The following is a 26,119-nucleotide window of genomic DNA, read 5'->3' as shown; positions in this document are numbered from 1 at the left end:
ACGCGTGATTTCTCGGTGCTGTCTGAAACAGGAGAAAAATGGTCGACCGCTATCGGGTCTGGTTGGGGACAGGCTTACTAGCGGGGGGAATGTCAGCTGCGATGCTGACCAGTGCTGGTGTCGCGGCGGCTGACGAGGGGACCTCGTCGGGCACGGACACCCAGGCATCATCGAACGCCACACGAGGCGGCGATGACGCGACGACGGTGAAGACCGCTCCGAAGCGGGACCGCAAGCTCGGTCTCAAGCCGCACCGGGACGAGTCCGAGACGACACCGGACTCGACGAAACCGGACGCGGACAAGCCTGAGGCCGATCCCGACGCGACCGATCCCGACGTGGGAACGCCTGTCGTGGCGTCCCCGGATCCCGAGCCGACCACGGCGACGGACGACCCGATAACCACAGGTCCGACGCGCAAGCCCGTGCGGTCACTGTTCGGCGGCGGCAAGCACCGCGCGCCGGAGTCAGACCCGGTGTCTGACCCGGCGTCTGAACCGTCCGTCACCGAGCCCACGAGTGAGTCCGTCGCCGAGCCCACGAGTGCATCCGTCGCCGAACCCGTCAGTGAGCCCGCCGCCACGTCCTCCGAGCAGCGTCGCTCCCACTTCAGCGCGTTCGCCACGGGCATCGAGACCGATCTGGGTGCACAGGACGGCGCCATGGTGATGCAGCTGGCCGCTGCCGAGGCGCCGCCGGTGCAGACCAAGTCGACGTTGCTGGACGTGCTGAACACCATCGGGAAGAAGTTCTACGACTTCTACACCGACACCATGCAGTTCTTCGCCGGTCCGGTCCGCACGCCCTTCGGCAGCAGCGTGCGGGTGGAGTCCTCGACGCTGACCATCGGCGGTCACAAGGACGTCCCCGCCGACTGGTACTTCCCGGACACCGACTCTCCGGCCGGGCTGATCTACCTGCAGCACGGCTTCCTGGCCAATGCCTCGTTCTACAGCGCGACGGCGGCCTACCTGGCCGAGAAGACCGACAGCATCGTGGTGGTGCCGTCGCTGACGTGGAACCCGTTCGACATCGACGACTATCCCCTCGAATGGCCGAGCACCGGGCGCGCGATCGCGGCTCTGTTCGCCGGCGACCGCGCCGCGCTGACCGCCAGCGCCCGCGCGGCCGGATTCGACGGGGTGCTGCCCACGCGGGTCGTGCTCGCCGGGCACTCCGCAGGAGGCGGCCTGGTGGCGATGGTCGGCAGATACATGGTGGAGACCGGCAACGCCGACGATCTGGCCGGGCTGATCATGTTCGACGGTGTCGGCACGCTGAGCTTTCTGGGGCAGGACATCGCGGCGATCCCCACGTCGATCCCGGTGTACAACATCGCCGCCGGGCCCAGCTCGTGGAACTGGTACGGCGACACGAATCGCAAGCTGAACTCCGTGCGGCCGGGCATGTTCACGGGCGTCACCTTCCGGGACGGTTCGCACGCCGACGGCATGCAGACCACCGCGCCGATCGTGCAGTACTTCGCCTACCTCGCGATGGGGCACTCGTCACCGGTGGATGTGCTGGCGAACAAGGTGCTCGCCGCGGGCTGGATCAACGACATGCTCGACGGCACCCACACCGACCGGCTCTACAACAGTGGCGCCTCGGCGTGGAGCGTCGTCACGGGCTGGTGGTGGGATCAGCTGACCTCGTCATCGACCCGGCGCGTACGCACCGTGACGATCTGATGAGCATCTGATGCGGCAATTACCCCCAAACACCGCGTTGTCTCTTGACGGAAGGGCGAAACCGGGCCAATCTATTGGCCAGCATGTTTGCACGGGATGAGGACGCCAGCCAGCGACCAAGCCTTCGTGGCATGCGATCTTTGGCGGATGTTGAGGAATAGCCCGTCCTGCGCTATCGTTGGACGTTGCGCTGGCTGCATCCTGCCCACCTCATCCGCACCGCCCACGTAGTCGAAGCCTGAGCCCTGCTCAGCGATCTAGACGCGTGCCGTGCGCCGGGGGCGGCTCGTGGAGCCAGCCGAACCGACGCAGAATCGCGGCACGACGGTCCGGTCTCCTCCGGTACTACGGTCGCATGAGGTGCTGGAAGGATGCATCTTGGCAGGGTCCCGCCAGATCGAGTCAGTAACCAACAACTCCGTTCCCGGAGCACCAAACAGGATTTCTTTCGCGAAACTCCGTGAGCCCCTCGAGGTTCCCGGGCTTCTCGACGTCCAAACCGAGTCGTTCGAATGGCTGATCGGTGCGCAGGACTGGTTCCAGCGCGCCGTCGACCGCGGCGATGTGGACCCCAAGGGTGGTCTGCAGGAGGTTCTCGAGGAGCTGTCCCCGATCGAGGACTTCTCGGGCTCGATGTCGCTGTCCTTCTCCGATCCGCGCTTCGACGAGGTCAAGGCACCCGTCGACGAGTGCAAAGACAAGGACATGACGTACGCGGCGCCGCTGTTCGTGACCGCCGAGTTCATCAACAACAACACCGGCGAGATCAAGAGCCAGACGGTGTTCATGGGTGACTTCCCGATGATGACGGAGAAGGGCACCTTCATCATCAACGGCACCGAGCGTGTCGTGGTGAGCCAGCTGGTCCGCTCGCCGGGCGTGTACTTCGACGAGACGATCGACAAGTCGACCGAGAAGACGCTGCACAGCGTCAAGGTCATCCCCGGCCGCGGTGCGTGGCTGGAGTTCGACGTCGACAAGCGCGACACCGTCGGCGTGCGTATCGACCGCAAGCGCCGGCAGCCGGTCACCGTGCTGCTGAAGGCGCTGGGTTGGACCAACGAGCAGATCACGGAGCGCTTCGGCTTCTCCGAGATCATGATGGGCACGCTGGAGAAGGACAACACCGCAGGCACCGACGAGGCGCTGCTGGACATCTACCGGAAGCTGCGGCCGGGCGAGCCCCCGACCAAGGAGTCCGCGCAGACCCTGCTGGAGAACCTGTTCTTCAAGGAGAAGCGCTACGACCTGGCCCGGGTGGGCCGCTACAAGGTCAACAAGAAGCTGGGCCTCAACGCCGGCCAGCCGATCACCAGCTCGACGCTGACCGAAGAGGACGTCGTCGCGACCATCGAGTACCTGGTTCGTCTGCACGACGGCCAGACCTCGATGACGGTGCCCGGTGGGGTCGAGGTGCCGGTCGAGGTGGACGACATCGACCACTTCGGCAACCGCCGCCTGCGCACCGTCGGCGAGCTGATCCAGAACCAGATCCGGGTCGGCCTGTCGCGGATGGAGCGCGTCGTGCGTGAGCGCATGACCACCCAGGACGTCGAGGCGATCACGCCGCAGACCCTGATCAACATCCGTCCCGTCGTGGCGGCGATCAAGGAGTTCTTCGGCACGTCGCAGCTGAGCCAGTTCATGGACCAGAACAACCCGCTGTCGGGTCTGACCCACAAGCGCCGCCTGTCGGCGCTGGGCCCCGGCGGTCTGTCCCGTGAGCGCGCCGGCCTCGAGGTCCGCGACGTGCACTCCAGCCACTACGGCCGCATGTGCCCGATCGAGACCCCGGAAGGCCCGAACATCGGCCTGATCGGTTCGCTGTCGGTGTACGCGCGGGTCAACCCGTTCGGCTTCATCGAGACGCCGTACCGCAAGGTCATCGACGGCCAGGTCACCGACCAGATCGATTACCTGACCGCCGACGAGGAGGACCGCCACGTCGTGGCGCAGGCCAACTCGCCGCTCGACGGTGACGGTCGCTTCACCGAGGCGAAGATCCTGGTCCGCCGTAAGGGCGGCGAGGTCGAGTTCGTCTCGGCCGCCGAGGTCGACTACATGGACGTCTCGCCGCGCCAGATGGTGTCGGTCGCGACGGCGATGATCCCGTTCCTCGAGCACGACGACGCCAACCGTGCCCTCATGGGTGCCAACATGCAGCGCCAGGCCGTTCCGCTGGTCCGCAGCGAGGCCCCGCTGGTCGGTACCGGCATGGAGCTGCGCGCCGCCATCGACGCCGGTGACGTCATCGTCGCCGACAAGGCGGGCGTCATCGAGGAGGTCTCGGCCGACTACATCACCGTGATGGCCGACGACGGCAGCCGGCACACCTACCGGATGCGCAAGTTCGCCCGCTCCAACCACGGCACGTGCGCCAACCAGCGCCCGATCGTGGACGCCGGGCAGCGTGTCGAGTCGGGCCAGGTGCTCGCCGACGGTCCGTGCACCGAGAACGGTGAGATGGCGCTGGGCAAGAACCTGCTCGTCGCCGTCATGCCGTGGGAGGGTCACAACTACGAAGACGCGATCATCCTCTCCAACCGCCTGGTCGAAGAGGACGTGCTCACCTCGATTCACATCGAAGAGCACGAGATCGATGCCCGCGACACCAAGCTGGGCGCCGAGGAGATCACCCGGGACATCCCGAACGTCTCCGATGAGGTGCTGGCCGATCTCGACGAGCGCGGCATCATCCGCATCGGCGCCGAGGTCCGCGACGGCGACATCCTGGTCGGCAAGGTCACCCCGAAGGGCGAGACCGAGCTGACTCCCGAGGAGCGCCTGCTGCGCGCCATCTTCGGCGAGAAGGCCCGCGAGGTCCGCGACACGTCGCTCAAGGTGCCGCACGGTGAGTCCGGCAAGGTCATCGGCATCCGCGTGTTCAGTCGCGAGGATGACGACGAGCTGCCCGCCGGTGTCAACGAGCTGGTCCGCGTCTACGTGGCCCAGAAGCGCAAGATCTCCGACGGCGACAAGCTCGCCGGACGCCACGGCAACAAGGGCGTCATCGGCAAGATCCTGCCCGTCGAGGACATGCCGTTCATGCCCGATGGCACCCCGGTGGACATCATCCTGAACACCCACGGTGTGCCGCGTCGTATGAACATCGGCCAGATCCTGGAAACCCACCTCGGGTGGGTCGCCAAGGCCGGCTGGAACATCGAGGGTGCACCCGAATGGGCGGCGAAGCTGCCCGAGGGCATGCAGTCGGCTCCGTCCGACTCCATCGTGGCCACCCCGGTGTTCGACGGTGCGCAGGAGAAGGAGCTCGAAGGCCTGCTCGGCTCGACGCTCCCGAACCGCGACGGCGATGTCATGGTCAACGCGCAGGGCAAGGCCGAACTGTTCGACGGCCGGTCCGGCGAACCGTTCCCGTACCCGGTGACGGTGGGCTACATGTACATCCTGAAGCTGCACCACCTGGTCGACGACAAGATCCACGCCCGCTCGACCGGTCCGTACTCGATGATCACCCAGCAGCCGCTCGGTGGTAAGGCGCAGTTCGGTGGTCAGCGGTTCGGTGAGATGGAGTGCTGGGCCATGCAGGCCTACGGTGCGGCGTACACGCTGCAGGAGCTCCTGACGATCAAGTCCGACGACACGGTCGGCCGCGTCAAGGTGTACGAGGCCATCGTGAAGGGCGAGAACATCCCCGAGCCGGGCATTCCGGAGTCGTTCAAGGTGCTTCTCAAGGAGCTGCAGTCGCTCTGCCTGAATGTCGAGGTGCTGTCTTCGGACGGCGCGGCGATCGAGATGCGTGACGGTGACGACGAGGACCTGGAGCGTGCTGCTGCCAACCTCGGTATCAACCTGTCCCGCAACGAGTCCGCCTCTGTCGAAGATCTTGCTTAAGTTTTCTAGTCCCGAAAGGGGAAAGGGAGTTACGTGTTAGACGTCAACTTCTTCGATGAACTCCGCATCGGCCTGGCCACCGCGGACGACATCCGTAACTGGTCCTTCGGTGAGGTCAAGAAGCCGGAGACCATCAACTACCGCACGCTCAAGCCCGAGAAGGACGGCCTGTTCTGCGAGAAGATCTTCGGACCGACTCGCGACTGGGAGTGCTACTGCGGCAAGTACAAGCGTGTCCGCTTCAAGGGCATCATCTGCGAGCGCTGCGGCGTCGAGGTCACTCGCGCCAAGGTGCGCCGCGAGCGGATGGGCCACATCGAGCTGGCCGCTCCCGTCACGCACATCTGGTACTTCAAGGGTGTGCCGTCGCGGTTGGGCTACCTGCTCGACCTGGCCCCGAAGGATCTCGAGAAGATCATCTACTTCGCGGCCTACGTGATCACCGCTGTCGACGACGAGATGCGGCACAACGAGCTGTCCACGCTCGAGGCCGAGATGGCCGTCGAGCGCAAGGCCCTCGAGGACCAGCGCGACGCCGACCTCGAGGCCCGGGCGCAGAAGCTCGAAGCCGACATGAAGGAGCTCGAGGACGAGGGCGCCAAGTCCGACGTCAAGCGCAAGGTCCGCGACGGTGGCGAGCGCGAGATGCGTCAGCTGCGCGACCGGGCCCAGCGTGAGCTGGATCGGCTCGAGGAGATCTGGACGACGTTCACCAAGCTGGCTCCCAAGCAGCTGATCGTCGACGAGCAGCTCTACCGCGAGCTGCAGGACCGCTACGGCGAGTACTTCGAGGGCGCCATGGGTGCCGAGTCGATCAAGAAGCTCATCGAGAACTTCGACATCGATGCCGAGGCGGAGTCGTTGCGCGACACCATCAAGAACGGCAAGGGCCAGAAGAAGCTGCGTGCGCTCAAGCGACTCAAGGTGGTCGCGGCGTTCCAGACGAACCGGAACTCGCCGATGGGCATGGTGCTCGACGCGGTGCCCGTGATCCCGCCGGAGCTGCGACCGATGGTCCAGCTCGACGGTGGTCGCTTCGCCACGTCGGACCTCAACGACCTGTATCGCCGCGTGATCAACCGCAACAACCGCCTCAAGCGACTGATCGACCTCGGTGCGCCCGAGATCATCGTCAACAACGAGAAGCGGATGCTGCAGGAGTCCGTCGACGCGCTGTTCGACAACGGCCGCCGGGGCCGTCCCGTCACGGGACCGGGCAACCGTCCGCTCAAGTCGCTGTCCGACCTGCTCAAGGGCAAGCAGGGCCGGTTCCGCCAGAACCTGCTCGGCAAGCGTGTCGACTACTCGGGCCGTTCGGTCATCGTGGTCGGCCCGCAGCTCAAGCTGCACCAGTGTGGTCTGCCGAAGCTGATGGCCCTCGAGCTGTTCAAGCCGTTCGTGATGAAGCGTCTGGTCGACCTGAACCACGCGCAGAACATCAAGAGCGCCAAGCGCATGGTGGAGCGTCAGCGCCCGCAGGTGTGGGACGTCCTCGAAGAGGTCATCGGCGAGCACCCGGTGCTGCTGAACCGCGCACCCACGCTGCACCGCCTGGGTATCCAGGCCTTCGAGCCGCAACTGGTCGAAGGCAAGGCCATCCAGCTGCACCCGCTGGTGTGTGAGGCCTTCAACGCCGACTTCGACGGTGACCAGATGGCCGTGCACCTTCCGCTGAGCGCGGAGGCGCAGGCCGAGGCCCGCATCCTGATGCTGTCCTCGAACAACATCCTGTCTCCCGCGTCGGGCCGCCCGCTGGCCATGCCGCGTCTGGACATGGTGACCGGCCTGTACTTCCTGACCACCGAGATCGACGGCGACACCGGCGAGTACACGCCTGCCGCCAAGGATCAGCCGGAGTCCGGTGTGTACAGCAGCCCGGCCGAGGCCATCATGGCGCTCGACCGCGGTGCCCTGTCGGTGCGCGCGAAGATCCGCGTCCGGTTGACGCAGCAGCGTCCGCCGGCGGGTCTGGAGGCGCAACTGTTCGAGAACGGCTGGACCCCGGGCGACGCCTGGACCGCCGATACGACGCTGGGTCGCGTGCTGTTCAACGAGCTGCTGCCCAAGGGCTATCCGTTCGTCAACGAGCAGATGCACAAGAAGGTGCAGGCCCGGATCATCAACGATCTGGCCGAGCGCTACCCGATGATCGTGGTCGCGCAGACCGTCGACAAGCTCAAGGACGCCGGCTTCTACTGGGCCACGCGTTCCGGGGTGACGGTCTCGATGGCCGACGTGCTGGTGCCGCCGCAGAAGGCGGCCATCCTCGATCGCTACGAAGGCGAAGCCGACGGGATCGAGAAGAAGTACCAGCGCGGCGCGCTCAACCGCGACGAGCGCAACGAGGCTCTGGTCAAGATCTGGCAGGACGCGACCGAAGAGGTCGGTAAGGCGCTGGAGGACTACTACCCGGAGGACAACCCGATCATCACGATCGTGAAGTCCGGCGCGACGGGTAACCTCACGCAGACCCGCACCCTGGCCGGCATGAAGGGCCTGGTGACGAACCCCAAGGGTGAGTTCATCCCGCGTCCGATCAAGTCCTCGTTCCGCGAGGGCCTGACGGTGCTGGAGTACTTCATCAACACCCACGGTGCTCGTAAGGGTCTGGCCGACACCGCGCTGCGTACCGCCGACTCGGGTTACCTGACCCGCCGTCTGGTCGATGTGAGCCAGGACGTCATCGTTCGCGAGAACGACTGCGAGACCGAGCGTGGCATCAACGTCACGTTGGCCGAGAAGCAGGACGACGGCACCTTGGTGCGCGATCAGCACATCGAGACGTCGGCCTACGCCCGCACCCTGGCGACCGACGCGGTCGACGCCGACGGCAACGTCGTCGTCGAGCGTGGTCACGACCTGGGCGACCCGGCGATCGACGCACTGCTGGCCGCGGGCATCACCGAGGTCAAGGTGCGGTCGGTGCTGACGTGCACGACGGGCACCGGTGTGTGCGCGATGTGCTACGGCCGTTCGATGGCGACCGGCAAGCTGGTCGACATCGGCGAGGCTGTCGGCATCGTTGCCGCGCAGTCGATCGGTGAGCCCGGCACGCAGCTGACGATGCGTACCTTCCACCAGGGTGGTGTCACCGGTGGGCAGGACATCGTCGGTGGTCTGCCCCGCGTGCAGGAGCTGTTCGAGGCCCGCGTGCCCCGCAACCGCGCCCCGATCGCCGACGTCACCGGGCGGATTCGCCTGGAGGAGAGCGACAAGTTCTACAAGATCACCATCGTTCCCGATGACGGGGGCGAAGAGGTCGTGTACGACAAGCTCTCTCGTCGTCAGCGCCTGAAGGTGTTCAAGCACGACGACGGCTCCGAGCGTCTGCTGACCGACGGTGACCACGTCGAGGTCGGCCAGCAGCTGATGGAAGGCTCGGCCGACCCGCACGAGGTGCTGCGCGTCCAGGGTCCCCGCGAGGTGCAGATCCACCTCGTCAAGGAGGTCCAGGAGGTGTACCGCGCGCAGGGTGTGTCGATCCACGACAAGCACATCGAGGTCATCGTCCGGCAGATGCTGCGTCGCGTCACGATCATCGATTCGGGTGCGACGGAGTTCCTGCCCGGCTCGCTGACCGAGCGTGGCGAATTCGAGTCGGAGAACCGTCGGGTCGTCGCCGAGGGCAACGAGCCCGCGGCGGGCCGTCCGGTGCTGATGGGCATCACGAAGGCATCGCTGGCCACGGATTCGTGGCTGTCGGCGGCGTCGTTCCAGGAGACCACTCGCGTGCTGACCGATGCGGCGATCAACTGCCGCAGCGACAAGCTGCAGGGTCTGAAGGAGAACGTGATCATCGGCAAGCTGATCCCGGCCGGTACCGGCATCAACCGGTACCGCAACATCCAGGTTCAGCCGACCGAAGAGGCCCGTGCTGCGGCGTACACGATCCCGTCCTACGAGGATCAGTACTACAGCCCGGACTTCGGCCAGGCCACCGGCGCTGCGGTGCCGCTGGACGATTACGGCTACAGCGATTACCGGTAGGTAGTCAGAGTCAGACAGGAAGAACCCCCACTCAGCACGAGTGGGGGTTCTTTCTATTTCTGGAACTCTTCGACGGCGCGCAGCTTGTTGGTGACGTCGAGCGCGGCGATCTTGTAGGCCTCGGAGAACGTCGGATAGTTCAGCACCGCGTCGACGAGGTAGTCGACCGTGCCGCCACAGCCCATCACGGCCTGCCCGATGTGGATCAGCTCGGTGGCATTGCTGCCGAAGATGTGAATTCCCAACAGCTTCCGGTCTTCGGTGGAGACCAGCAGCTTGAGCATGCCGTGTGAATCGCCGGCGATCTGCCCGCGGGCCAGCTCGCGGTAGCGGGCCACCCCGAATTCGTACGGCACCGACTTCTCGGTCAGTTCGGCCTCGGTGGCGCCGACGAACGACACCTCGGGAATGGTGTAGATCCCGATCGGTTGCAGTGCGGTCATGTCGTTGGCCGGCTCGTCGAACGCGTGGTAGGCCGCGAGGCGCCCCTGGTCCATAGAGGTCGCGGCAAGCGCGGGGAACCCGATGACGTCGCCGACGGCGAAGATGTGGTCGACGGAGGTGCGGAAGTCGTCGTCGACCTGCAGGCGTCCCCGCTTGTCCGCCTCCAGGCCCGCCGCCTCGAGGTCCAGCGTCTCGGTCAGGCCTTGCCGCCCGGCCGAGTACATCACGGTATCGGCGGCGATCCGCTTGCCCGATGCCAGCGTCGTCAACGTGGTGTTCTCGCCGATCTCCACTCCGGTGACTTCTTCGCCGAACCGGAACGTCACCGCGAGATCGCGCAGGTGGAACGTGAGCGCCTCGACGATCTCGGAGTCGACGAAGTCGAGCATCGAGGGGCGCTTCTCGATGACGGTGACCTTGGTGCCGAGCGCGGCGAAGATCGAGGCGTATTCGATCCCGATGACGCCGGCGCCGACCACCACCATCGACAGCGGCACCTTCTTGAGCCCGAGGATGCCGTCGGAGTCGAGCACGTGCTCGCCGTCGAACTCGATGTCGTCGGGCCGGGCGGGTTTGGTGCCGGTGGCGATCACAATGTTCTCGGCGCTGACGGTGATGTGCTCGCTGTCGTTGTCGTTCTCCACGATGACGGTGTGCGGGTCGACGAAGCGACCGTGTCCGGTGAACAGGTCGATCCGGTTGCGGATCAGCTGCGAGCGGACCACGTCGACCTCCCGCGTGATGACGTGCTGAGTGCGCTGATGCAGGTCGTCGGTGGTGATGTGCTCCTTGACCCGGTAGCTGGTGCCGTACAGCTCGCGCTGATTCATCCCCGTCAGGTAGATGACGGCCTCGCGCAGCGTCTTCGACGGGATCGTCCCGGTGTTGACGCACACCCCGCCCAGCATCCAGCCGCGTTCGATCACCGCGACGGACTTGCCGAGTTTCGCTGCGGCCACCGCCGCTTTCTGCCCGCCAGGGCCCGAGCCGATGACCACCAGGTCGTATTCCGTCTGCGACGCCATGCCCTTACCTTTCCCCAATTCGCCGCTTCGCACCCCTGTCTGACGCCGCGTTTAGACTCGGCGGCGTGCTGATCGGATCCCACGTCCACGGTGACGACCCCCTGGCAGCGGCGGCCGCTGACGGCGCCGACGTCATCCAGTTCTTCCTCGGCAACCCGCAGAGCTGGAAGAAGCCCAAACCGCGCGAGGACGCCGAGGTACTGCGGGCGGCGAGCACACCGATCTACGTGCATGCGCCGTACCTGATCAACGTGGCGTCGGCGAACAACCGGGTGCGCATCCCGTCGCGCAAGATCCTGCAGGACACCTGCGATGCGGCCGCCGAGGTCGGCGCCACCGCGGTGATCGTGCACGGCGGCCACGCCGACGACAACGACATGGACGCGGGCTTCGAACGGTGGGTGAAGGCGCTCGACTATCTGGAGTCCGAGGTTCCGGTCTACCTCGAGAACACCGCGGGCGGCGACCACGCGATGGCCCGTCACTTCGACACCATCGCCCGGCTGTGGGACCACATCGGGGACAAGGGCATCGGGTTCTGCCTGGACACCTGCCACGCCTGGGCGGCCGGCGAGGCGCTGGTCGACGCGGTCGAGCGCATCAAGTCCATCACGGGCCGCATCGACCTGGTGCACTGCAACGACTCGCGCGATGCCGCGGGCTCGGGTGCGGACCGCCACGCGAATTTCGGCACCGGGCAGATCGATCCGCAGCTGCTGGTCGCGGTCGTGTCCGCCGCCGGCGCGCCGGTGATCTGCGAGACCGCCGACGAGGGCCGCAAGGACGACATCGCGTTCTTGCGCGACAACCTCTGACAGACCTTGACGGTCACAACTTCGTAGCCGAACCCATGTTGAACGGCAGCTGGCCGCGAGGTTAATTAGTCTGACGCCGGGAATCCTTGCCCTTCCCGTGTCGAAAGGCTCATGTGTCCGCAATCGAACAGTCGTCGATTGCACCTGCGCCCGCGCCGGACGCACCGCCGCGGCGCGGTGTGAACCGGCTGCGCGTCCTGCGGTGGGTCGCCGTCGCCGTCTGGGCCGCGGTCGTCGCGTACCGGACGGTGACCGACGGTCTGGCGTTCAACCGCGAGCTGCTGCTGGTCTACATCTGCACCGGTCTGCTGGCCGCCAGTATCGGGCAGGGCCGGCGGATGATCGCCGTGGTGCGCGATTGGCTGCCGTTCGCGCTGGTGCTCATCGCCTACGACCTGAGCAGGGGAGCGGCCACGCTGATCGGCCGCCCCACGCTGTGGCACTGGCAGGCCGACGCCGACCGCGCGATGTTCGGCGGCGCGATGCCCACGGTGTGGCTGCAGGAACGCCTGAAGATGCCGACGCCGCCCTGGTGGGAGGTGGTGATCAGCGCGGTCTACATGTCGTTCTTCATCCTCCCCTATGTCATCGCGGGCGTGCTGTGGCTCCGCGATCGGGAGGAGTGGAAGGCGTTCGTCCGGCTCTTCGTCGGGCTGAATCTGATCGCGCTGCTGATCTATGCGCTGCTGCCGGCCGCCCCGCCGTGGGCCGCGGCCCGCTGCACACCTGGTGACGTGTCCGGTGGGCCGTCCGGGCCGGGCTGCATGTTCCGCTCGGCGCGCGGCGTACCCGACGGTGGTCTGCTCGGCTCGATGCAGTTCACCCAGGACGACGCGCACGGATGGGTCGAGCGCATCGTGGGCCGTGGTTGGGGCAAGCTGAACCTCCATTCGGCGACCGCGCTGCTGGACCAGGGGCAGGCCAGCGTGAACCTGGTGGCGGCGATCCCGTCGCTACATGCAGGCATGTCCGCGGCGTTGGCCGCATTCCTGTGGACGCGGGTGCAGCGGCGCTGGCGCCCTTTGTTGGTCGCCTATCCGCTGGTCATGGCGTTCACGTTGGTCTACAGCGCCGAGCATTACGTGGTCGATCTACTGCTGGGGTGGGCGCTGGCGGCGGTGGTCCTGATCGGGCTGCATCGCTACGACGCATGGCGCGCTCGCGCGACTATTACAGATCTTGTGTGACCGTCGCAAAGATGTAACAGTGTGGGCATGGACACGCACGTCGTCACCAATCAGGTCCCTCCGCTGGAGGACTTCAACCCCGCCGCCTCGCCCGTCCTCGCCGAGGCGCTGATCCGGGAGGGCGGCCAGTGGGGTGTCGACGAGGTGCACGAACTCGGCGCGCTCGGCGGTTCTTCGCAGGCGCAGCGCTGGGGTGAGCTCGCCGACCGCAACCGTCCGGTGCTGCACACCCACGACCGGGTGGGCCATCGGGTCGACGAGATCGAGTTCGATCCCGCCTACCACCAGTTGATGACCGTGGCCGTCGGCCACGGTCTGCACGCCGCGCCGTGGGCCGACGACCGCGCGGGGGCGCATGTCGTGCGCGCGGCCAAGACCTCGGTGTGGACCCCCGAGCCCGGTCACATCTGCCCGATCTCGATGACCTACGCCGTGGTGCCCGCGCTGCGCCACAACTCCGATCTGGCGGCGGTCTACGAGCCTCTGCTCACCAGCCGCGTCTACGACCCCGAACTGAAGGTGGCCACCACCAAGGCCGGCATCACCGCGGGAATGTCGATGACGGAGAAGCAAGGTGGCTCCGACGTCCGCGCGGGCACCACTGAAGCGACGCCGAACGGCGACGGCACCTACTCGCTGCGCGGCCACAAGTGGTTCACCTCAGCTCCGATGTGCGACATCTTCCTGGTGCTCGCCCAGGCTCCGCAGGGTTTGAGCTGCTTCCTGCTGCCGCGGGTGCTGCCCGACGGCCGTCGCAACCGGATGTTCCTGCAGCGGCTCAAGGACAAGCTCGGCAACCACGCGAACGCCTCCAGCGAGGTCGAGTACGACGGCGCGACGGCCTGGCTGGTCGGGGAGGAGGGCCGCGGGGTGCCGACCATCATCGAGATGGTCAACCTGACGCGACTGGATTGCACGCTGGGCAGCGCGACGAGCATGCGGACCGGCCTGATGCGGGCGATTCACCACGCCCAACACCGCAAGGCGTTCGGTGCGTATCTGATCGACCAGCCGCTGATGCGCAACGTGCTGGCCGATCTCGCCGTGGAGGCCGAGGCGGCGACGATGCTCGCGATGCGAATGGCCGGTGCCACCGATCACGCCGTGCGCGGCGACGAACGGGAGACGCTGCTGCGCCGGATCGGACTGGCCGCCGCCAAGTACTGGGTGTGCAAGCGGGCGACGCCGCATGCCGCCGAGGCGATGGAGTGCCTGGGCGGCAACGGCTACGTCGAGGACTCGGGCATGCCGCGGCTCTACCGTGAGGCGCCATTGATGGGGATCTGGGAGGGTTCGGGCAACGTGAGCGCGCTGGATACGTTGCGCGCCATGGCAACCCGACCCGAGTGCATCGACGTGCTGTTCGACGAACTGGCTGCGACGGCTGGCCACGATCCGCGGCTGGACGCCCACGTCGGAGCCTTGAAGCCTCAGCTCGACGACTTCGACACGATCCAGTACCGAGCCCGCCAGGTCGCCGAGAACATCGCGCTCGCGCTGCAGGGCGCGCTGCTGGTCCGGCACGGGCACCCGGCGGTCGCCGAAGCGTTCCTGGCCACCCGGATGGGTGGGCAGTGGGGCGGCGCGTTCGGCACCCTGCCGACCGGACTCGATCTCGCGCCGATCCTCGAACGCGCGATGGTCAAGGCATGACACACGCCATCAGGCCCGTGGACTTCGACGACCTGAAGACGATGACCTACGAGGTCACCGATCGCGTCGCCCGGATCACGTTCAACCGGCCCGAGAAGGGCAACGCGATCGTCGCCGACACTCCGCTGGAGTTGTCGGCCCTGGTCGAGCGGGCCGATCTCGATCCGAACGTGCACGTCATCCTGATCTCCGGCCGGGGCGAGGGGTTCTGCGCCGGGTTCGACCTCTCGGCCTACGCCGAGGGATCGTCGTCGGCCGGTGGCGGCAGTCCGTATCGCGACACCGTGCTGTCGGGTAAGACGCAGGCGATCAACCATCTGCCCGATCAGCCGTGGGATCCGATGATCGACTATCAGATGATGAGCCGGTTCGTGCGCGGCTTCGGCAGCCTGATGCGCGCCGACAAGCCGACAGTGGTGAAGATCCACGGGTACTGCGTGGCAGGCGGCACCGACATCGCGCTGCACGCCGACCAGGTGATCGCCGCTGCCGACGCGAAGATCGGATATCCGCCCACCCGAGTCTGGGGTGTGCCCGCGGCGGGCCTGTGGGCGCATCGCCTCGGTGATCAGCGTGCGAAAAGGCTTCTGCTGACCGGGGATTGCATCACCGGCGCGCAGGCCGCGGAGTGGGGGCTGGCGGTCGAGGCGCCCGCACCCGAGGATCTCGACGAGCGCACCGAGCGCCTCGTCGAGCGCATCGCGGCGATGCCGGTGAACCAGCTCATCATGGTCAAGCTCGCGATGAACAGCGCCCTCTACAGCCAGGGTGTCGACACCAGCGCGATGATCTCCACGGTGTTCGACGGCATCGCCCGGCACACTCCGGAGGGGCACGCGTTCGTCGCGCAGGCCCGCGAGCACGGCTTCCGGGAGGCGGTGCGCCGCCGCGACGAACCGTACGGTGATCACGGGCGCGCCACGTCGGGGGTGTGAATGCCGCAGCCGGTGAGGCGGATGACGGCGCGCTCGGTGGTGCTGAGCGTGCTGCTGGGGGCGCATCCGGCGTGGGCGACGGCGAGTGAATTGCTGCGCCTGACAGCCGATTTCGATCTGAGGGAGCCGACGGTGCGGGTGGCGCTGACCAGGATGGTCAGCGCGGGTGACCTGGTGCGCTCCGATGACGGCTACCGCCTGTCCGACCGGCTGCTGGCACGGCAGCGCCGACAGGATGACGCGATCGATCCGCGCACCCGGCCTTGGGACGGCTCCTGGATCGGGGTGGTGGTGACCAGCGTCGGCAATGACGCCCGCACCCGGTCGACGATGCGAACAGCGTTGCACGACAGCAGGTTCGGTGAACTGCGTGAGGGGTTGTGGTTGCGGCCGGCCAATCTCGATGTCGAGCTACCGGAGGATGTGCGGCCGCACACCCGGGTGCTGCGCGTGCACGACGACGATCCGGCGGGGCTCGCGGCGGCGCTGTGGGATCTCCCGGGGTGGATGGCCGACGCCGACGAGCTGCTCGCCGAGATGGCCGCCGCCCCTGATGTTCCGGCTCGCTTCACGGCGGCCGCGGGCATCGTCCGGCACCTGCGCACCGACCCTGTGCTGCCCGCAGACCTCGTGCCGGCGGGCTGGCCGGGCGCGGCGCTGCGGGCCGCCTATCAGGACTTCGCCGCGGAACTGGCCGCCCGGCGTCACGAGGAGATCATGGAGGCAACATGAGTGACACGACTGCAGGAGTGCGGGTCGAGAAGAACGGCCCGGTCACCACGGTCATCATGAACCGCCCGCACGCCCGTAACGCGGTCAACGGCCCCGCGGCGGCGGCGCTGTACACGGCCTTCGACGAGTTCGACCGCGACGACACCGCCGCGGTGGCCGTGCTGTGGGGCGACAACGGAACCTTCTGTGCCGGAGCAGATCTCAAGGCGTTCGGGACACCCGAGGCCAACGCGGTGCATCGCAGCGGCCCGGGCCCGATGGGTCCGAGCCGCATGGTGCTGTCCAAGCCGGTGATCGCCGCGGTGAGCGGCCACGCGGTGGCCGGCGGCTTGGAGCTCGCGCTGTGGTGCGATCTACGGGTGGTCGAACAGGACGCCGTGATGGGCGTGTTCTGCCGGCGGTGGGGGGTGCCGCTGATCGACGGCGGCACGGTGCGCCTGCCCCGGCTGATCGGCCAGAGCCGGGCAATGGACCTGATTCTGACCGGACGGGCGGTCGATGCCGACGAGGCGCTGGCCATCGGGCTGGCCAATCGGGTCGTCCCGACGGGGCAGGCCCGCGCTGCGGCAGAGGAACTCGCTGCGCAGCTGGCCCGCCTTCCGCAGCAGTGCATGCGCAACGACCGGCTCTCGGCGCTGCGCCAGTGGGGACTCTCGGAGGCCGACGCCATGGACGTCGAGTTCGGCAGCATGTCGCGGGTCGCCGCGGAATCCCTGGACGGGGCAGCGCGTTTCGCGGCGGGCGCGGGTAGGCACGGGGCCAGCGCCTAGCCGCACCGACGCTGGATCAGCCCTTGCTGACGGTGTTGTTGCTACCGGTGTCGTTGACCTTCGGGTCCCCGTCGCGGTAGGTGACCGTGTTGTTGATCCCCACCACGGACAGTTCCTTGTCCACCCGATCGAAGGTGATCTTGTTGTCGGCCCCGCCGATGTTCACGTTCGCGCAGGTCCCCGTGACCTTCAGCGTGTTGTTCGATCCGCCGACGTTGAGGGACTTGCCGTCGGCGCAGTCCAGGTCGGCCGTCGTCCCCAACGAGCCGTAGTTGATCGTGTTACCGATCTCGATCTGCGCGCCCGATGAACCGGCTGTCGCCGTGGGCTGATCGGTGTCGGAGCTGGTGGAACCGCACGCCGAGAGACCGAGGGTGGCCGCGCAGAGCGTGGCCCCGCCGAGGAGAAGTCGCTTCACGGCTACGCGGGTACCCGATCGACGCGATTTGTCATCCCCAGTTCGCGGCCGCGATCCCACACCACCGGCGACCCGTTCTTGTAGAACACCGCCTGGTCGTATCCGTACACGGTGATGTCGTTGATGACGTTGTCGGCGACGATGACGTTGCTCGACCCCTGCACCGTCACCGCCCAGCAGGTTCCGAGCGCGTTGATGTAATTTCCCGTGCCCACCACGATCAGCGTCGCGTTGTTGCAGTCCATGGTGCGTGTCACGCCCTGGCCGGTGATGTGGGTGTCACCGTTCTCTGCCTGCGCGCTCGGCGCGGCGATCAGCACGGCCGACACCGTGAGCACGCCCGCGGCCAACACTCGTCCCGTTGTGGTCACACCGGCAGCCTACGACGTCGAGCGAGTCGCCACAGCGAGTTGCGCTGGGTACCGTGAGCTGCGATGTGCCAGCGTGTGAGCCGACGTGTGGTGAGTGCCCTCACCGTTGCTGTCGCCGGTGTCCTCGTGACGGCGACAGCAGGTGGTTGCGCGCACACGGTGGGCGGTGTCGCTCAGCGCGAGGAGGGATCGGTCCCCGACCCGGATCGTTCGTACGGATACGTCGACGATCGCTGCGGTCTGCTCGACGACAGCACGGTGCAGGCGACCCTCGGTGCCGACGACGTGATCCGACCGTTCAGCGGGGCGGTGTGCCAGTACATCCTGTCCCGGCCGGGGGCGGTCACGGTGGACGTGACGTTCTCCTGGTTCGACACCGGCTCGCTCGCCCGCGAGCGCGAGGTGGCCGCTGCGCGCGGCGCCGTCGTGAAAGACACTGTGCTGGAACGGCATCAGGCGTTCTCGGCGCGCCGCGACGTCACGGGTGCGGCGTGCGCGGCGACCGCGGCAGCGGGCACCGGCGTGCTGAGCTGGTGGGTGCAGTACCGCGGCCGCAAGACCGGCGATCCGTGCGTCGATGCGGTGAAGCTGTTGACGGCAACGCTGCGCTCGGACATGTGAGATGGGCACCGGGATGGGCACTGTGCGCATGATCGCCGGGCTGGGCATGGCTCTGAGCGTCTCGCTGACCGCCTGTGGCGGATCGGCCGGTCCCTCGGAGCCGTCCGCGGACGCCGGCTCGTCGTCGGGCGGCGGATTCCGCAGCGCCGACTGCAACGGCATCTCGGATTCTGACGTCGCCGCCGCGGCCGGGGGGAACCTGTTCACCCGCGCCGTGGTCAGCGACACCGGATGCTTCTGGCAGGAGAACTCGATGATCGGCGACGTCGGCGCCGGCATGGGCATCTCGACCTGGTGGTACCGCGGCAGTGACATGGACACCGAGCGGCAACTCGAGCAGCAGGCCGGCCGCACCCTGACGGAGTTGTCGCTGGACGGCAACAAGGGGTTCAAGGCGTACGACGATTCGGCGTGCAGCATCTACGTGGCCAAGGGAGGCGATGTCATCACCTGGTCCATCCAGACCCTGAACTCCGAGACCCTGCCGGATCTGTGCACGATCGTGGGGCAGCTTGCCCAGCTCAGCCAGGACCGCGTGAACTAGAGTCTCTCGTCGACCCGGGTGCACGGGCGCGAAGGGGGAACGACGAGATGGCTACTCGGCCGCCGCGTACGGCGAGGCTGAGCCGTGAAGCCATCGTCAACGCCGCGTTGACGTTCCTCGATCGCGAGGGCTGGGACGCGCTGACCATCAATGCGCTGGCCAATCAGCTCGGCACCAAGGGCCCGTCGCTCTACAACCACGTGCACAGCCTCGACGATCTGCGCCGGTCGGTCCGGATGCGGGTGGTCGGCGACATCATCGAGATGCTCAACACGGTGGGGCAGGGCCGGACCCCCGACGACGCGGTGATGGTGATGGCCGGCGCCTACCGCAGCTACGCCCACCATCACCCGGGCCGCTATTCGGCGTTCACGCGGATGCCGCTCGGCGGCGACGATCCGGAGTTCACCGCTGCCACCCATGACGCCGCGGCGCCCGTCATCTCCGTGCTGTCGACCTACGGGCTGACCGAGGAGTCGGCGTTCTACGCGGCGCTGGAGTTCTGGTCGGCGATGCACGGGTTCGTGCTCCTGGAGATGACCGGGGTGATGACCGGCATCGACACCGACGCGGTGTTCAGCGATATGGTCATGCGGTTGGCCGCCGGCATGCGGCATCGGTGACCCATCATCGCAGGTGCGCAGGTCAGCGGGTTTTGTCGAGGTCGCGGGCCCTGGTATCGTGGACCGTCGTGCCTGGCAGACTAGGCGCTTGAGGCTTTTTCAGGTCTCGAGCACGCCTGCACGCTGGGCAACTTCGCATGTCTAGCGCCGCGGTGCCTTGGAAAATACTCCGAGAATACGCGGCGGCCGCATGCGACACGCCCGGATGCGGGGTAGCCCGCAACACGAACTTGTAGAAGACGAAAGCAACTGAGGAAGCCGGTACATGCCAACCATCAACCAGCTGGTCCGCAAGGGTCGCCACGACAAGGTCGCCAAGGTCAAGACCGCGGCGCTGAAGGGGAGCCCGCAGCGTCGCGGCGTGTGCACCCGCGTCTACACCACGACCCCCAAGAAGCCGAACTCCGCGCTGCGCAAGGTCGCGCGTGTCCGGCTGACCAGCTCGGTCGAGGTCACCGCTTACATCCCCGGTGAGGGCCACAACCTGCAGGAGCACTCGATGGTGCTGGTGCGTGGTGGTCGTGTGAAGGACCTCCCGGGTGTGCGTTACAAGATCATCCGTGGGTCGCTGGACACCCAGGGCGTCAAGAACCGCAAGCAGGCCCGCAGCCGCTACGGCGCGAAGAAGGAGAAGAGCTGATGCCGCGCAAGGGACCCGCGCCCAAGCGTCCGTTGGTCAACGACCCGGTCTACGGGTCGCAGCTGGTCACCCAGCTGGTCAACAAAGTCCTGCTGGACGGGAAGAAATCGCTGGCCGAACGCATTGTTTATGGTGCGCTCGAACAGGCTCGCGAGAAGACCGGCACCGATCCGGTGGTCACGCTCAAGCGGGCCATGGACAACGTCAAGCCCTCGCTCGAGGTGCGTAGCCGCCGAGTCGGCGGTGCCACCTACCAGGTTCCCGTCGAGGTCCGTCCGGACCGCTCGGTGACGCTGGCACTGCGTTGGCTGGTCAGCTTCTCCAAGGCTCGCCGTGAGAAGACCATGATCGAGCGTCTGGCCAACGAGATCCTCGACGCCAGTAACGGTCTGGGTGCCGCGGTCAAGCGCCGCGAGGACACCCACAAGATGGCTGAGGCCAACCGCGCCTTCGCGCATTACCGCTGGTGATTTAGCACCCCCGGCAGTGCTGCCGAGGGTGGTGCAAGACGACAGCAACCAAGCAAGCGAAAGAGTGGGAATTTAGCCGTGGCACAGGACGTGCTGACCGACCTCACGAAGGTCCGCAACATCGGCATCATGGCGCACATCGATGCCGGCAAGACGACGACGACCGAGCGCATCCTCTTCTACACCGGCATCAGCTACAAGATCGGTGAGGTGCACGACGGCGCGGCCACGATGGACTGGATGGAGCAGGAGCAGGAGCGGGGTATCACGATCACCTCGGCTGCCACCACCTGCTTCTGGAACGACAACCAGATCAACATCATCGACACCCCCGGCCACGTCGACTTCACCGTCGAGGTGGAGCGTTCGCTGCGCGTGCTCGACGGTGCCGTTGCCGTGTTCGACGGCAAGGAGGGCGTGGAGCCCCAGTCCGAGCAGGTGTGGCGCCAGGCCGACAAGTACGACGTCCCGCGTATCTGCTTCGTCAACAAGATGGACAAGCTGGGCGCCGACTTCTACTTCTCGGTGCAGACGATGAAGGACCGCCTCGGCGCGAACGTCGTCCCGATCCAGCTGCCGATCGGCTCCGAAGGTGACTTCGAGGGCGTCGTCGACCTGGTCGAGATGAAGGCCAAGGTGTGGCGCGGCGAGACGAAGCTCGGCGAGAAGTACGACGTCGTCGACATCCCGGCGGACCTTCAGGAGAAGGCCGAGGAGTACCGCACCGCCATGATCGAGGCGATCGCGGAGACCGACGACGATCTCATGGAGAAGTACCTGGGCGGCGAAGAGCTGTCCATGGAGGAGATCAAGGGTGGCCTCCGGAAGCTGACCGTCACCAGCGCCGGCTACCCGGTGCTCTGTGGTTCGGCGTTCAAGAACAAGGGCGTTCAGCCCATGCTCGACGCCGTCATCGACTACCTGCCGACCCCGCTGGACGTCGCGGCCGCTGAGGGCCACGCACCGGGCAAGGAAGACGAGATCATCTCGCGCAAGCCGTCGGCCGACGAGCCGTTCTCGGGTCTCGCGTTCAAGGTGGCCACGCACCCGTTCTTCGGCAAGCTGACCTACGTCCGGGTCTACTCCGGAAAGGTCGATTCGGGTTCGCAGGTCGTCAACTCGACCAAGGGCAAGAAGGAACGTCTGGGCAAGCTGTTCCAGATGCACTCCAACAAGGAGAACCCGGTCGAGACGGCGTCTGCCGGCCACATCTACGCGGTCATCGGGCTGAAGGACACCACCACCGGTGACACGCTGAGCGACCCGAACCATCAGATCGTCCTGGAGTCGATGACGTTCCCGGATCCGGTCATCGAGGTCGCCATCGAGCCCAAGACCAAGAGCGACCAGGAGAAGCTGGGCACTGCGATCCAGAAGCTCGCCGAAGAGGATCCGACCTTCAAGGTGCACCTGGACCAGGAGACCGGCCAGACCGTCATCGGCGGCATGGGCGAGCTCCACCTGGACATCCTGGTGGACCGGATGCGTCGTGAGTTCAAGGTCGAAGCCAACGTCGGCAAGCCGCAGGTGGCCTACAAGGAGACCATCAAGCGCGCAGTCGAAAAGGTCGAGTTCACCCACAAGAAGCAGACGGGTGGCTCCGGCCAGTTCGCGAAGGTGCTGGTCAGCATCGAGCCCTTCGTCGGCGAAGACGGCGCAACGTACGAGTTCGAGAGCAAGGTCACCGGCGGACGCATTCCCCGCGAATACATCCCTTCGGTGGACGCCGGTGCACAGGACGCCATGCAGTACGGCGTGCTCGCCGGTTACCCGTTGGTCAACGTCAAGCTGACGCTGCTCGACGGCGCCTACCACGAGGTCGACTCGTCGGAAATGGCGTTCAAGGTCGCCGGTTCCCAGGTCATGAAGAAGGCCGCCGCGCAGGCGCAGCCGGTCATCCTGGAACCCGTGATGGCCGTCGAGGTCACGACACCCGAGGACTACATGGGTGAAGTGATCGGCGACCTCAACTCTCGCCGTGGTCAGATCCAGGCCATGGAGGAGCGAAGCGGTGCACGCGTCGTCAAGGCGCACGTGCCGCTGTCGGAGATGTTCGGCTACGTCGGAGACCTGCGGTCGAAGACCCAGGGCCGGGCGAACTATTCCATGGTGTTCGATTCGTACGCTGAAGTTCCGGCGGCCGTGTCGAAGGAGATCATCGCGAAGGCCACCGGGCAGTAACCGGTAGCCTCTCGCGAGGACCGCACAACTGAACACATCAACTGCTTAAGTAAGAGCACCAACAAGTCCAGGAGGACACAGAAGTGGCGAAGGCGAAGTTCGAGCGGACGAAGCCGCACGTCAACATCGGGACCATCGGTCACGTTGACCACGGCAAGACCACGCTGACCGCAGCAATCACCAAGGTGCTGCACGACCAGTACCCCGATTTGAACGAGTCGCGCGCATTCGACCAGATCGACAATGCGCCCGAGGAGCGTCAGCGCGGTATCACGATCAACATCTCCCACGTGGAGTACCAGACCGAGAAGCGTCACTACGCGCACGTCGACGCCCCCGGTCACGCTGACTACATCAAGAACATGATCACCGGTGCCGCGCAGATGGACGGCGCCATCCTCGTGGTCGCCGCCACCGACGGCCCGATGCCGCAGACTCGCGAGCACGTGCTGCTCGCCCGTCAGGTCGGCGTGCCCTACATCCTGGTCGCGCTGAACAAGTCCGATATGGTCGACGACGAGGAACTCCTCGAGCTCGTCGAGATGGAGGTCCGCGAACTGCTGGCCGCCCAGGACTTCGACGAGGACGCCCCGGTCGTGCGCGTCTCGGCGCTCAAGGCGCTCGAGGGTGACGAGAAGTGGGTCAAGTCGGTCCAGGAGCTCATGGAGGCCGTCGACGAGTCGATCCCGGACCCGGTCCGCGAGACCGACAAGCCGTTCCTGATGCCCGTCGAGGACGTCTTCACCATCACCGGCCGCGGCACCGTGGTCACCGGTCGTGTGGAGCGCGGCGTGATCAACGTGAACGAGGAAGTCGAGATCGTCGGCATTCGCCCGGGCGTCACCAAGACCACCGTCACCGGTGTCGAGATGTTCCGCAAGCTGCTCGACCAGGGCCAGGCCGGCGACAACGTCGGTCTGCTGGTTCGTGGCATCAAGCGCGAGGACGTCGAGCGCGGCCAGGTCATCGTCAAGCCCGGCACGACCACCCCGCACACCGAGTTCGAGGGCAGCGTCTACATCCTGTCCAAGGACGAGGGTGGCCGCCACACGCCGTTCTTCAACAACTACCGTCCGCAGTTCTACTTCCGGACCACGGACGTGACCGGCGTGGTGACCCTGCCCGAGGGCACCGAGATGGTGATGCCCGGTGACAACACCGACATCTCCGTCAAGCTGATCCAGCCCGTCGCCATGGACGAGGGCCTGCGCTTCGCGATCCGCGAGGGCGGCCGTACCGTCGGCGCCGGCCGCGTGTCCAAGATCATCAAGTGATCTAGGTTCACTAGCTTCGAAGGTGGCGCTCACCCGAAAGGGTGGGCGCCACTTTTGTGTCTCCACCAGCCGTAACGCTTCGACGCCCGGTGACGATGTACTTCACGGCGGCGGTCGAGGGGTCCGCCGCCTTCACTTTCTGGTCGAAGGTTGGGATCGGTTTCTTGAGTATTCGTTCTGTTGCTGCAGCAGCCGCCGCCGCGCTCGTCGGCGGCGCCGCGATGATCGGTCTGTCCGCCGGCACTGCCTCGGCGCAGCCGGGATGTCCTGACGTGCACTGGATTGGTGCCGCCGGGTCCGGTGAGCGCACTCCCGCCGACATCGCCGCCGACGACGGCATGGGCCGCGTCGTGAACTCCTCGTACCGTGACTTCGCCCAGCTCGTCCAGCAGAGCGGTCGCACGATCACCGCCGAGGCCGTCAACTACCCGGCTGTTCCCGTGCCCGCCGATGGCGGTGCGATGGAGTGGCTTGGCTTCATGGGCAGCGTCGACACCGGCGCGACCGCGCTCGGCGCGCAGTACGCCGCGTTCGTCGCACAGTGCCCGACGACGCAGGTGGTGCTCGCCGGCTATTCGCAGGGCGCGATGGTCGTGCACCGCAATCTGGCCGCACTGGAACCCAGCCCCAACCTCGCCGCCGCCCTGCTGGTCGCCGACGGCGATCGCCTGCCTGCGGATCCGACGCTGAACCTGGGTTCGGTCAGCTCGATACCGGGACGTGGCAAGGGTGTCGCGCAGGACTGGCCGATCCTGGCCCATGCGCCGGCTCCGCTGACCCCGGTGATGGGTGCCCGCACGATCAGCGTCTGCGATCTCGGGGATGCGGTCTGCGACTATGACCCCGACGCCGAGGACGCCGAGAACCCGGCCGCGGTGGCGGTCCACACGAGCTACGCGCGTTCGCAGTCGTCGGTCGACGCCTGGGTGGCGCCGCTGTACCGGCTGGTGCAGCAGCGTCCCGTCCCGGTTCCCGACGCCAATCCTGTTCAGGTCCCGCCCGGAGCGTGAACGATCGGGTCATAATCTGACCCGTGTCGACATTCTGGCGCTATCTGAAGGTCCAGGCATTCGTGCTGCTCTGCGGCATCGTCGGGCCGATCTTCCTGGTGATCTATTTCGTCTCGGGCCGCGACCCGATGATGAGCTGGATGTTCTGGGGAGGCCTGCTCATCACCGCGGTCGACATTCTGATCGCGCTGGGTATCACCGGCTTCGGCGCTCGGGCTGCGGCCAAGACCCAGGAGCTTGAGGCCAGCGGGGTACTGGCGCTGGCGCAGGTCGTCGGGATTCACGAGACGAACACCCGCATCAACGAACAGCCCCTGGTCAAGCTGGATCTGCGGGTCTCCGGGCCGGGGATCACGCCGTTCTCCACCCAGGACAAGGTGGTCGCGTCGATGGGTCGGCAGCCGATGATCATGAGTCGCCACCTCGTGGTGCTGGTCGATCCGGTCACCAACGATTACCAGATCGACTGGGAGCGAAGCGCCCTGATCAGTGGCCTGATGCCGGCGACGTTCTCGATCGCCGAAGACAACCGGACCTATGACCTGACCGGCCAGGTAGAGCCGCTGATGGAGATCATGCAGGTACTCAAGGCCAACGGGATCGGCACCGACAGCATGGTCGACCTGCGGTCCAATCCTGCCGCGCGTCAGCAGGTGCAGGCCATCGTGAGGCGGGCGGCCGCGCAGCAGGCGCCGCCGCCCGTGCCGGTCACCCCGGCCGCTCAACCCATGGCGCCCGCCGCGCCTACCGTCGCGCAGCGGCTCCAGGAACTCGAGACGTTGCGTGCGACCGGCGCCATCAGCGAGGCCGAGTACACCGCCAAACGGCAGCAGATCATCGCCGAGCTCTAGGGACTAGAACGCGTTCTAGTTC

Annotated in this window: 21 protein-coding genes; 18 read left to right on the top strand and 3 right to left on the bottom strand. The window is 66.6% G+C overall.

Annotation, left to right across the window (positions count from 1 at the left end):
* Positions 1–101: 101 nt before the first annotated feature.
* From DMB80_RS03160 to DMB80_RS03150, 3 genes are all read left to right on the top strand, one after another.
* Positions 102–1,691: an alpha/beta hydrolase gene (locus DMB80_RS03160; RefSeq protein WP_111508496.1), complete on the top strand. Its 1,590-nt coding sequence runs from the start codon at positions 102–104 to the stop codon at positions 1,689–1,691.
* A 360-nt stretch (positions 1,692–2,051) separates the two neighbouring features.
* Positions 2,052–5,546, top strand: a complete 3,495-nt coding sequence (gene rpoB / locus DMB80_RS03155; protein WP_046361094.1) for a DNA-directed RNA polymerase subunit beta — start codon at positions 2,052–2,054, stop codon at positions 5,544–5,546.
* A 33-nt stretch (positions 5,547–5,579) separates the two neighbouring features.
* Entirely contained in the window at positions 5,580–9,533 is a 3,954-nt protein-coding gene (locus tag DMB80_RS03150) for a DNA-directed RNA polymerase subunit beta' (RefSeq protein ID WP_111508495.1), read from the top strand.
* 53 nt (positions 9,534–9,586) lie between these two features.
* Here the strand turns inward: DMB80_RS03150 and sthA are convergent, their stop codons facing one another.
* Positions 9,587–11,002 (bottom strand): Si-specific NAD(P)(+) transhydrogenase, encoded by a 1,416-nt coding sequence (gene sthA, locus DMB80_RS03145; RefSeq protein WP_111508494.1) that lies wholly within the window; start codon positions 11,000–11,002, stop codon positions 9,587–9,589.
* Positions 11,003–11,067: 65 nt separating this feature from the next.
* On the opposite strand from sthA, the gene DMB80_RS03140 reads away from it, so the two are divergent.
* From DMB80_RS03140 to DMB80_RS03115, 6 genes are all read left to right on the top strand, one after another.
* Positions 11,068–11,817 carry a deoxyribonuclease IV gene (locus DMB80_RS03140; protein WP_111508493.1) on the top strand — a complete coding sequence of 250 codons (750 nt, stop codon included), beginning with the start codon at positions 11,068–11,070 and terminating at the stop codon, positions 11,815–11,817.
* A 113-nt stretch (positions 11,818–11,930) separates the two neighbouring features.
* Entirely contained in the window at positions 11,931–13,004 is a 1,074-nt protein-coding gene (locus DMB80_RS03135; protein WP_162938395.1) for a phosphatase PAP2 family protein, read from the top strand.
* A gap of 27 nt (positions 13,005–13,031) precedes the next feature.
* Positions 13,032–14,657 (top strand): acyl-CoA dehydrogenase family protein, encoded by a 1,626-nt coding sequence (locus DMB80_RS03130; RefSeq protein WP_111508491.1) that lies wholly within the window; start codon positions 13,032–13,034, stop codon positions 14,655–14,657.
* The gene (locus DMB80_RS03125) at positions 14,654–15,592 is read left to right on the top strand and encodes a crotonase/enoyl-CoA hydratase family protein (protein WP_046361100.1); all 939 of its coding nucleotides are present in this window, start codon (positions 14,654–14,656) and stop codon (positions 15,590–15,592) included. The genes DMB80_RS03130 and DMB80_RS03125 overlap by 4 nt, the downstream gene beginning before the upstream one ends.
* A gap of 21 nt (positions 15,593–15,613) precedes the next feature.
* On the top strand, positions 15,614–16,324 hold the full coding sequence (locus DMB80_RS03120) for a PaaX family transcriptional regulator C-terminal domain-containing protein (RefSeq protein ID WP_111508490.1): 711 nt from the start codon (positions 15,614–15,616) through the stop codon (positions 16,322–16,324).
* Complete coding sequence (locus DMB80_RS03115) at positions 16,321–17,094, top strand: crotonase/enoyl-CoA hydratase family protein (RefSeq protein ID WP_111508489.1); 774 nt, start codon at positions 16,321–16,323, stop codon at positions 17,092–17,094. Before DMB80_RS03120 ends, DMB80_RS03115 begins: the two co-directional genes overlap by 4 nt.
* Positions 17,095–17,110: 16 nt before the next feature.
* Here DMB80_RS03115 and DMB80_RS03110 read toward each other — a convergent pair whose 3' ends face one another.
* Positions 17,111–17,512, bottom strand: a complete 402-nt coding sequence (locus DMB80_RS03110; RefSeq protein WP_111508488.1) for a DUF3060 domain-containing protein — start codon at positions 17,510–17,512, stop codon at positions 17,111–17,113.
* Between the two features lie 2 nt (positions 17,513–17,514).
* Positions 17,515–17,883, bottom strand: coding sequence for a DUF3060 domain-containing protein (locus tag DMB80_RS03105; RefSeq protein WP_046361104.1), 369 nt, complete (start codon positions 17,881–17,883; stop codon positions 17,515–17,517).
* A 63-nt stretch (positions 17,884–17,946) separates the two neighbouring features.
* On the opposite strand from DMB80_RS03105, the gene DMB80_RS03100 reads away from it, so the two are divergent.
* From DMB80_RS03100 to DMB80_RS03060, 9 genes are all read left to right on the top strand, one after another.
* Positions 17,947–18,504, top strand: a complete 558-nt coding sequence (locus DMB80_RS03100; RefSeq protein ID WP_111508487.1) for a DUF3558 domain-containing protein — start codon at positions 17,947–17,949, stop codon at positions 18,502–18,504.
* Between the two features lie 13 nt (positions 18,505–18,517).
* A complete protein-coding gene (locus DMB80_RS03095) occupies positions 18,518–19,048 on the top strand; it encodes a DUF3558 family protein (RefSeq protein ID WP_420812112.1) in 531 nt (176 codons plus the stop codon).
* Positions 19,049–19,095: 47 nt separating this feature from the next.
* Positions 19,096–19,671 carry a TetR/AcrR family transcriptional regulator gene (locus DMB80_RS03090; RefSeq protein WP_046361106.1) on the top strand — a complete coding sequence of 192 codons (576 nt, stop codon included), beginning with the start codon at positions 19,096–19,098 and terminating at the stop codon, positions 19,669–19,671.
* A 265-nt stretch (positions 19,672–19,936) separates the two neighbouring features.
* Positions 19,937–20,311, top strand: a complete 375-nt coding sequence (gene rpsL, locus DMB80_RS03085; protein WP_046361107.1) for a 30S ribosomal protein S12 — start codon at positions 19,937–19,939, stop codon at positions 20,309–20,311.
* Positions 20,311–20,781, top strand: a complete 471-nt coding sequence (gene rpsG, locus DMB80_RS03080) for a 30S ribosomal protein S7 (protein ID WP_011895901.1) — start codon at positions 20,311–20,313, stop codon at positions 20,779–20,781. Before rpsL ends, rpsG begins: the two co-directional genes overlap by 1 nt.
* A gap of 78 nt (positions 20,782–20,859) precedes the next feature.
* A complete protein-coding gene (gene fusA / locus DMB80_RS03075) occupies positions 20,860–22,962 on the top strand; it encodes an elongation factor G (RefSeq protein WP_111508486.1) in 2,103 nt (700 codons plus the stop codon).
* Between the two features lie 83 nt (positions 22,963–23,045).
* Positions 23,046–24,236, top strand: coding sequence for an elongation factor Tu (gene tuf / locus DMB80_RS03070; protein WP_046361109.1), 1,191 nt, complete (start codon positions 23,046–23,048; stop codon positions 24,234–24,236).
* Between the two features lie 221 nt (positions 24,237–24,457).
* On the top strand, positions 24,458–25,246 hold the full coding sequence (locus DMB80_RS03065) for a cutinase family protein (protein WP_046361139.1): 789 nt from the start codon (positions 24,458–24,460) through the stop codon (positions 25,244–25,246).
* Positions 25,247–25,269: 23 nt separating this feature from the next.
* Entirely contained in the window at positions 25,270–26,097 is an 828-nt protein-coding gene (locus DMB80_RS03060; protein WP_111508485.1) for an SHOCT domain-containing protein, read from the top strand.
* Positions 26,098–26,119: the final 22 nt, after the last annotated feature.

Source organism: Mycobacterium kyogaense, assembly GCF_003254575.1.
Taxonomy (GTDB): domain Bacteria; phylum Actinomycetota; class Actinomycetes; order Mycobacteriales; family Mycobacteriaceae; genus Mycobacterium; species Mycobacterium kyogaense.
This window is presented reverse-complemented; position numbering and strand designations above follow the sequence as displayed.

Bases quoted from the DNA above. Each gene is read 5' to 3' on its own strand.
- DMB80_RS03160 (WP_111508496.1), top strand. From the start codon at position 102: ATGCTGACCAGTGCTGGTGTCGCGGCGGCTGACGAGGGGACCTCGTCG.
- sthA (WP_111508494.1), bottom strand. From the start codon at position 11,002: ATGGCGTCGCAGACGGAATACGACCTGGTGGTCATCGGCTCGGGCCCT.
- DMB80_RS03130 (WP_111508491.1), top strand. From the start codon at position 13,032: ATGGACACGCACGTCGTCACCAATCAGGTCCCTCCGCTGGAGGACTTC.
- DMB80_RS03125 (WP_046361100.1), top strand. From the start codon at position 14,654: ATGACACACGCCATCAGGCCCGTGGACTTCGACGACCTGAAGACGATG.
- DMB80_RS03120 (WP_111508490.1), top strand. From the start codon at position 15,614: ATGACGGCGCGCTCGGTGGTGCTGAGCGTGCTGCTGGGGGCGCATCCG.
- DMB80_RS03115 (WP_111508489.1), top strand. From the start codon at position 16,321: ATGAGTGACACGACTGCAGGAGTGCGGGTCGAGAAGAACGGCCCGGTC.
- DMB80_RS03100 (WP_111508487.1), top strand. From the start codon at position 17,947: ATGTGCCAGCGTGTGAGCCGACGTGTGGTGAGTGCCCTCACCGTTGCT.
- DMB80_RS03095 (WP_420812112.1), top strand. From the start codon at position 18,518: ATGGGCACTGTGCGCATGATCGCCGGGCTGGGCATGGCTCTGAGCGTC.
- DMB80_RS03090 (WP_046361106.1), top strand. From the start codon at position 19,096: ATGGCTACTCGGCCGCCGCGTACGGCGAGGCTGAGCCGTGAAGCCATC.
- rpsL (WP_046361107.1), top strand. From the start codon at position 19,937: ATGCCAACCATCAACCAGCTGGTCCGCAAGGGTCGCCACGACAAGGTC.
- rpsG (WP_011895901.1), top strand. From the start codon at position 20,311: ATGCCGCGCAAGGGACCCGCGCCCAAGCGTCCGTTGGTCAACGACCCG.
- DMB80_RS03065 (WP_046361139.1), top strand. From the start codon at position 24,458: ATGATCGGTCTGTCCGCCGGCACTGCCTCGGCGCAGCCGGGATGTCCT.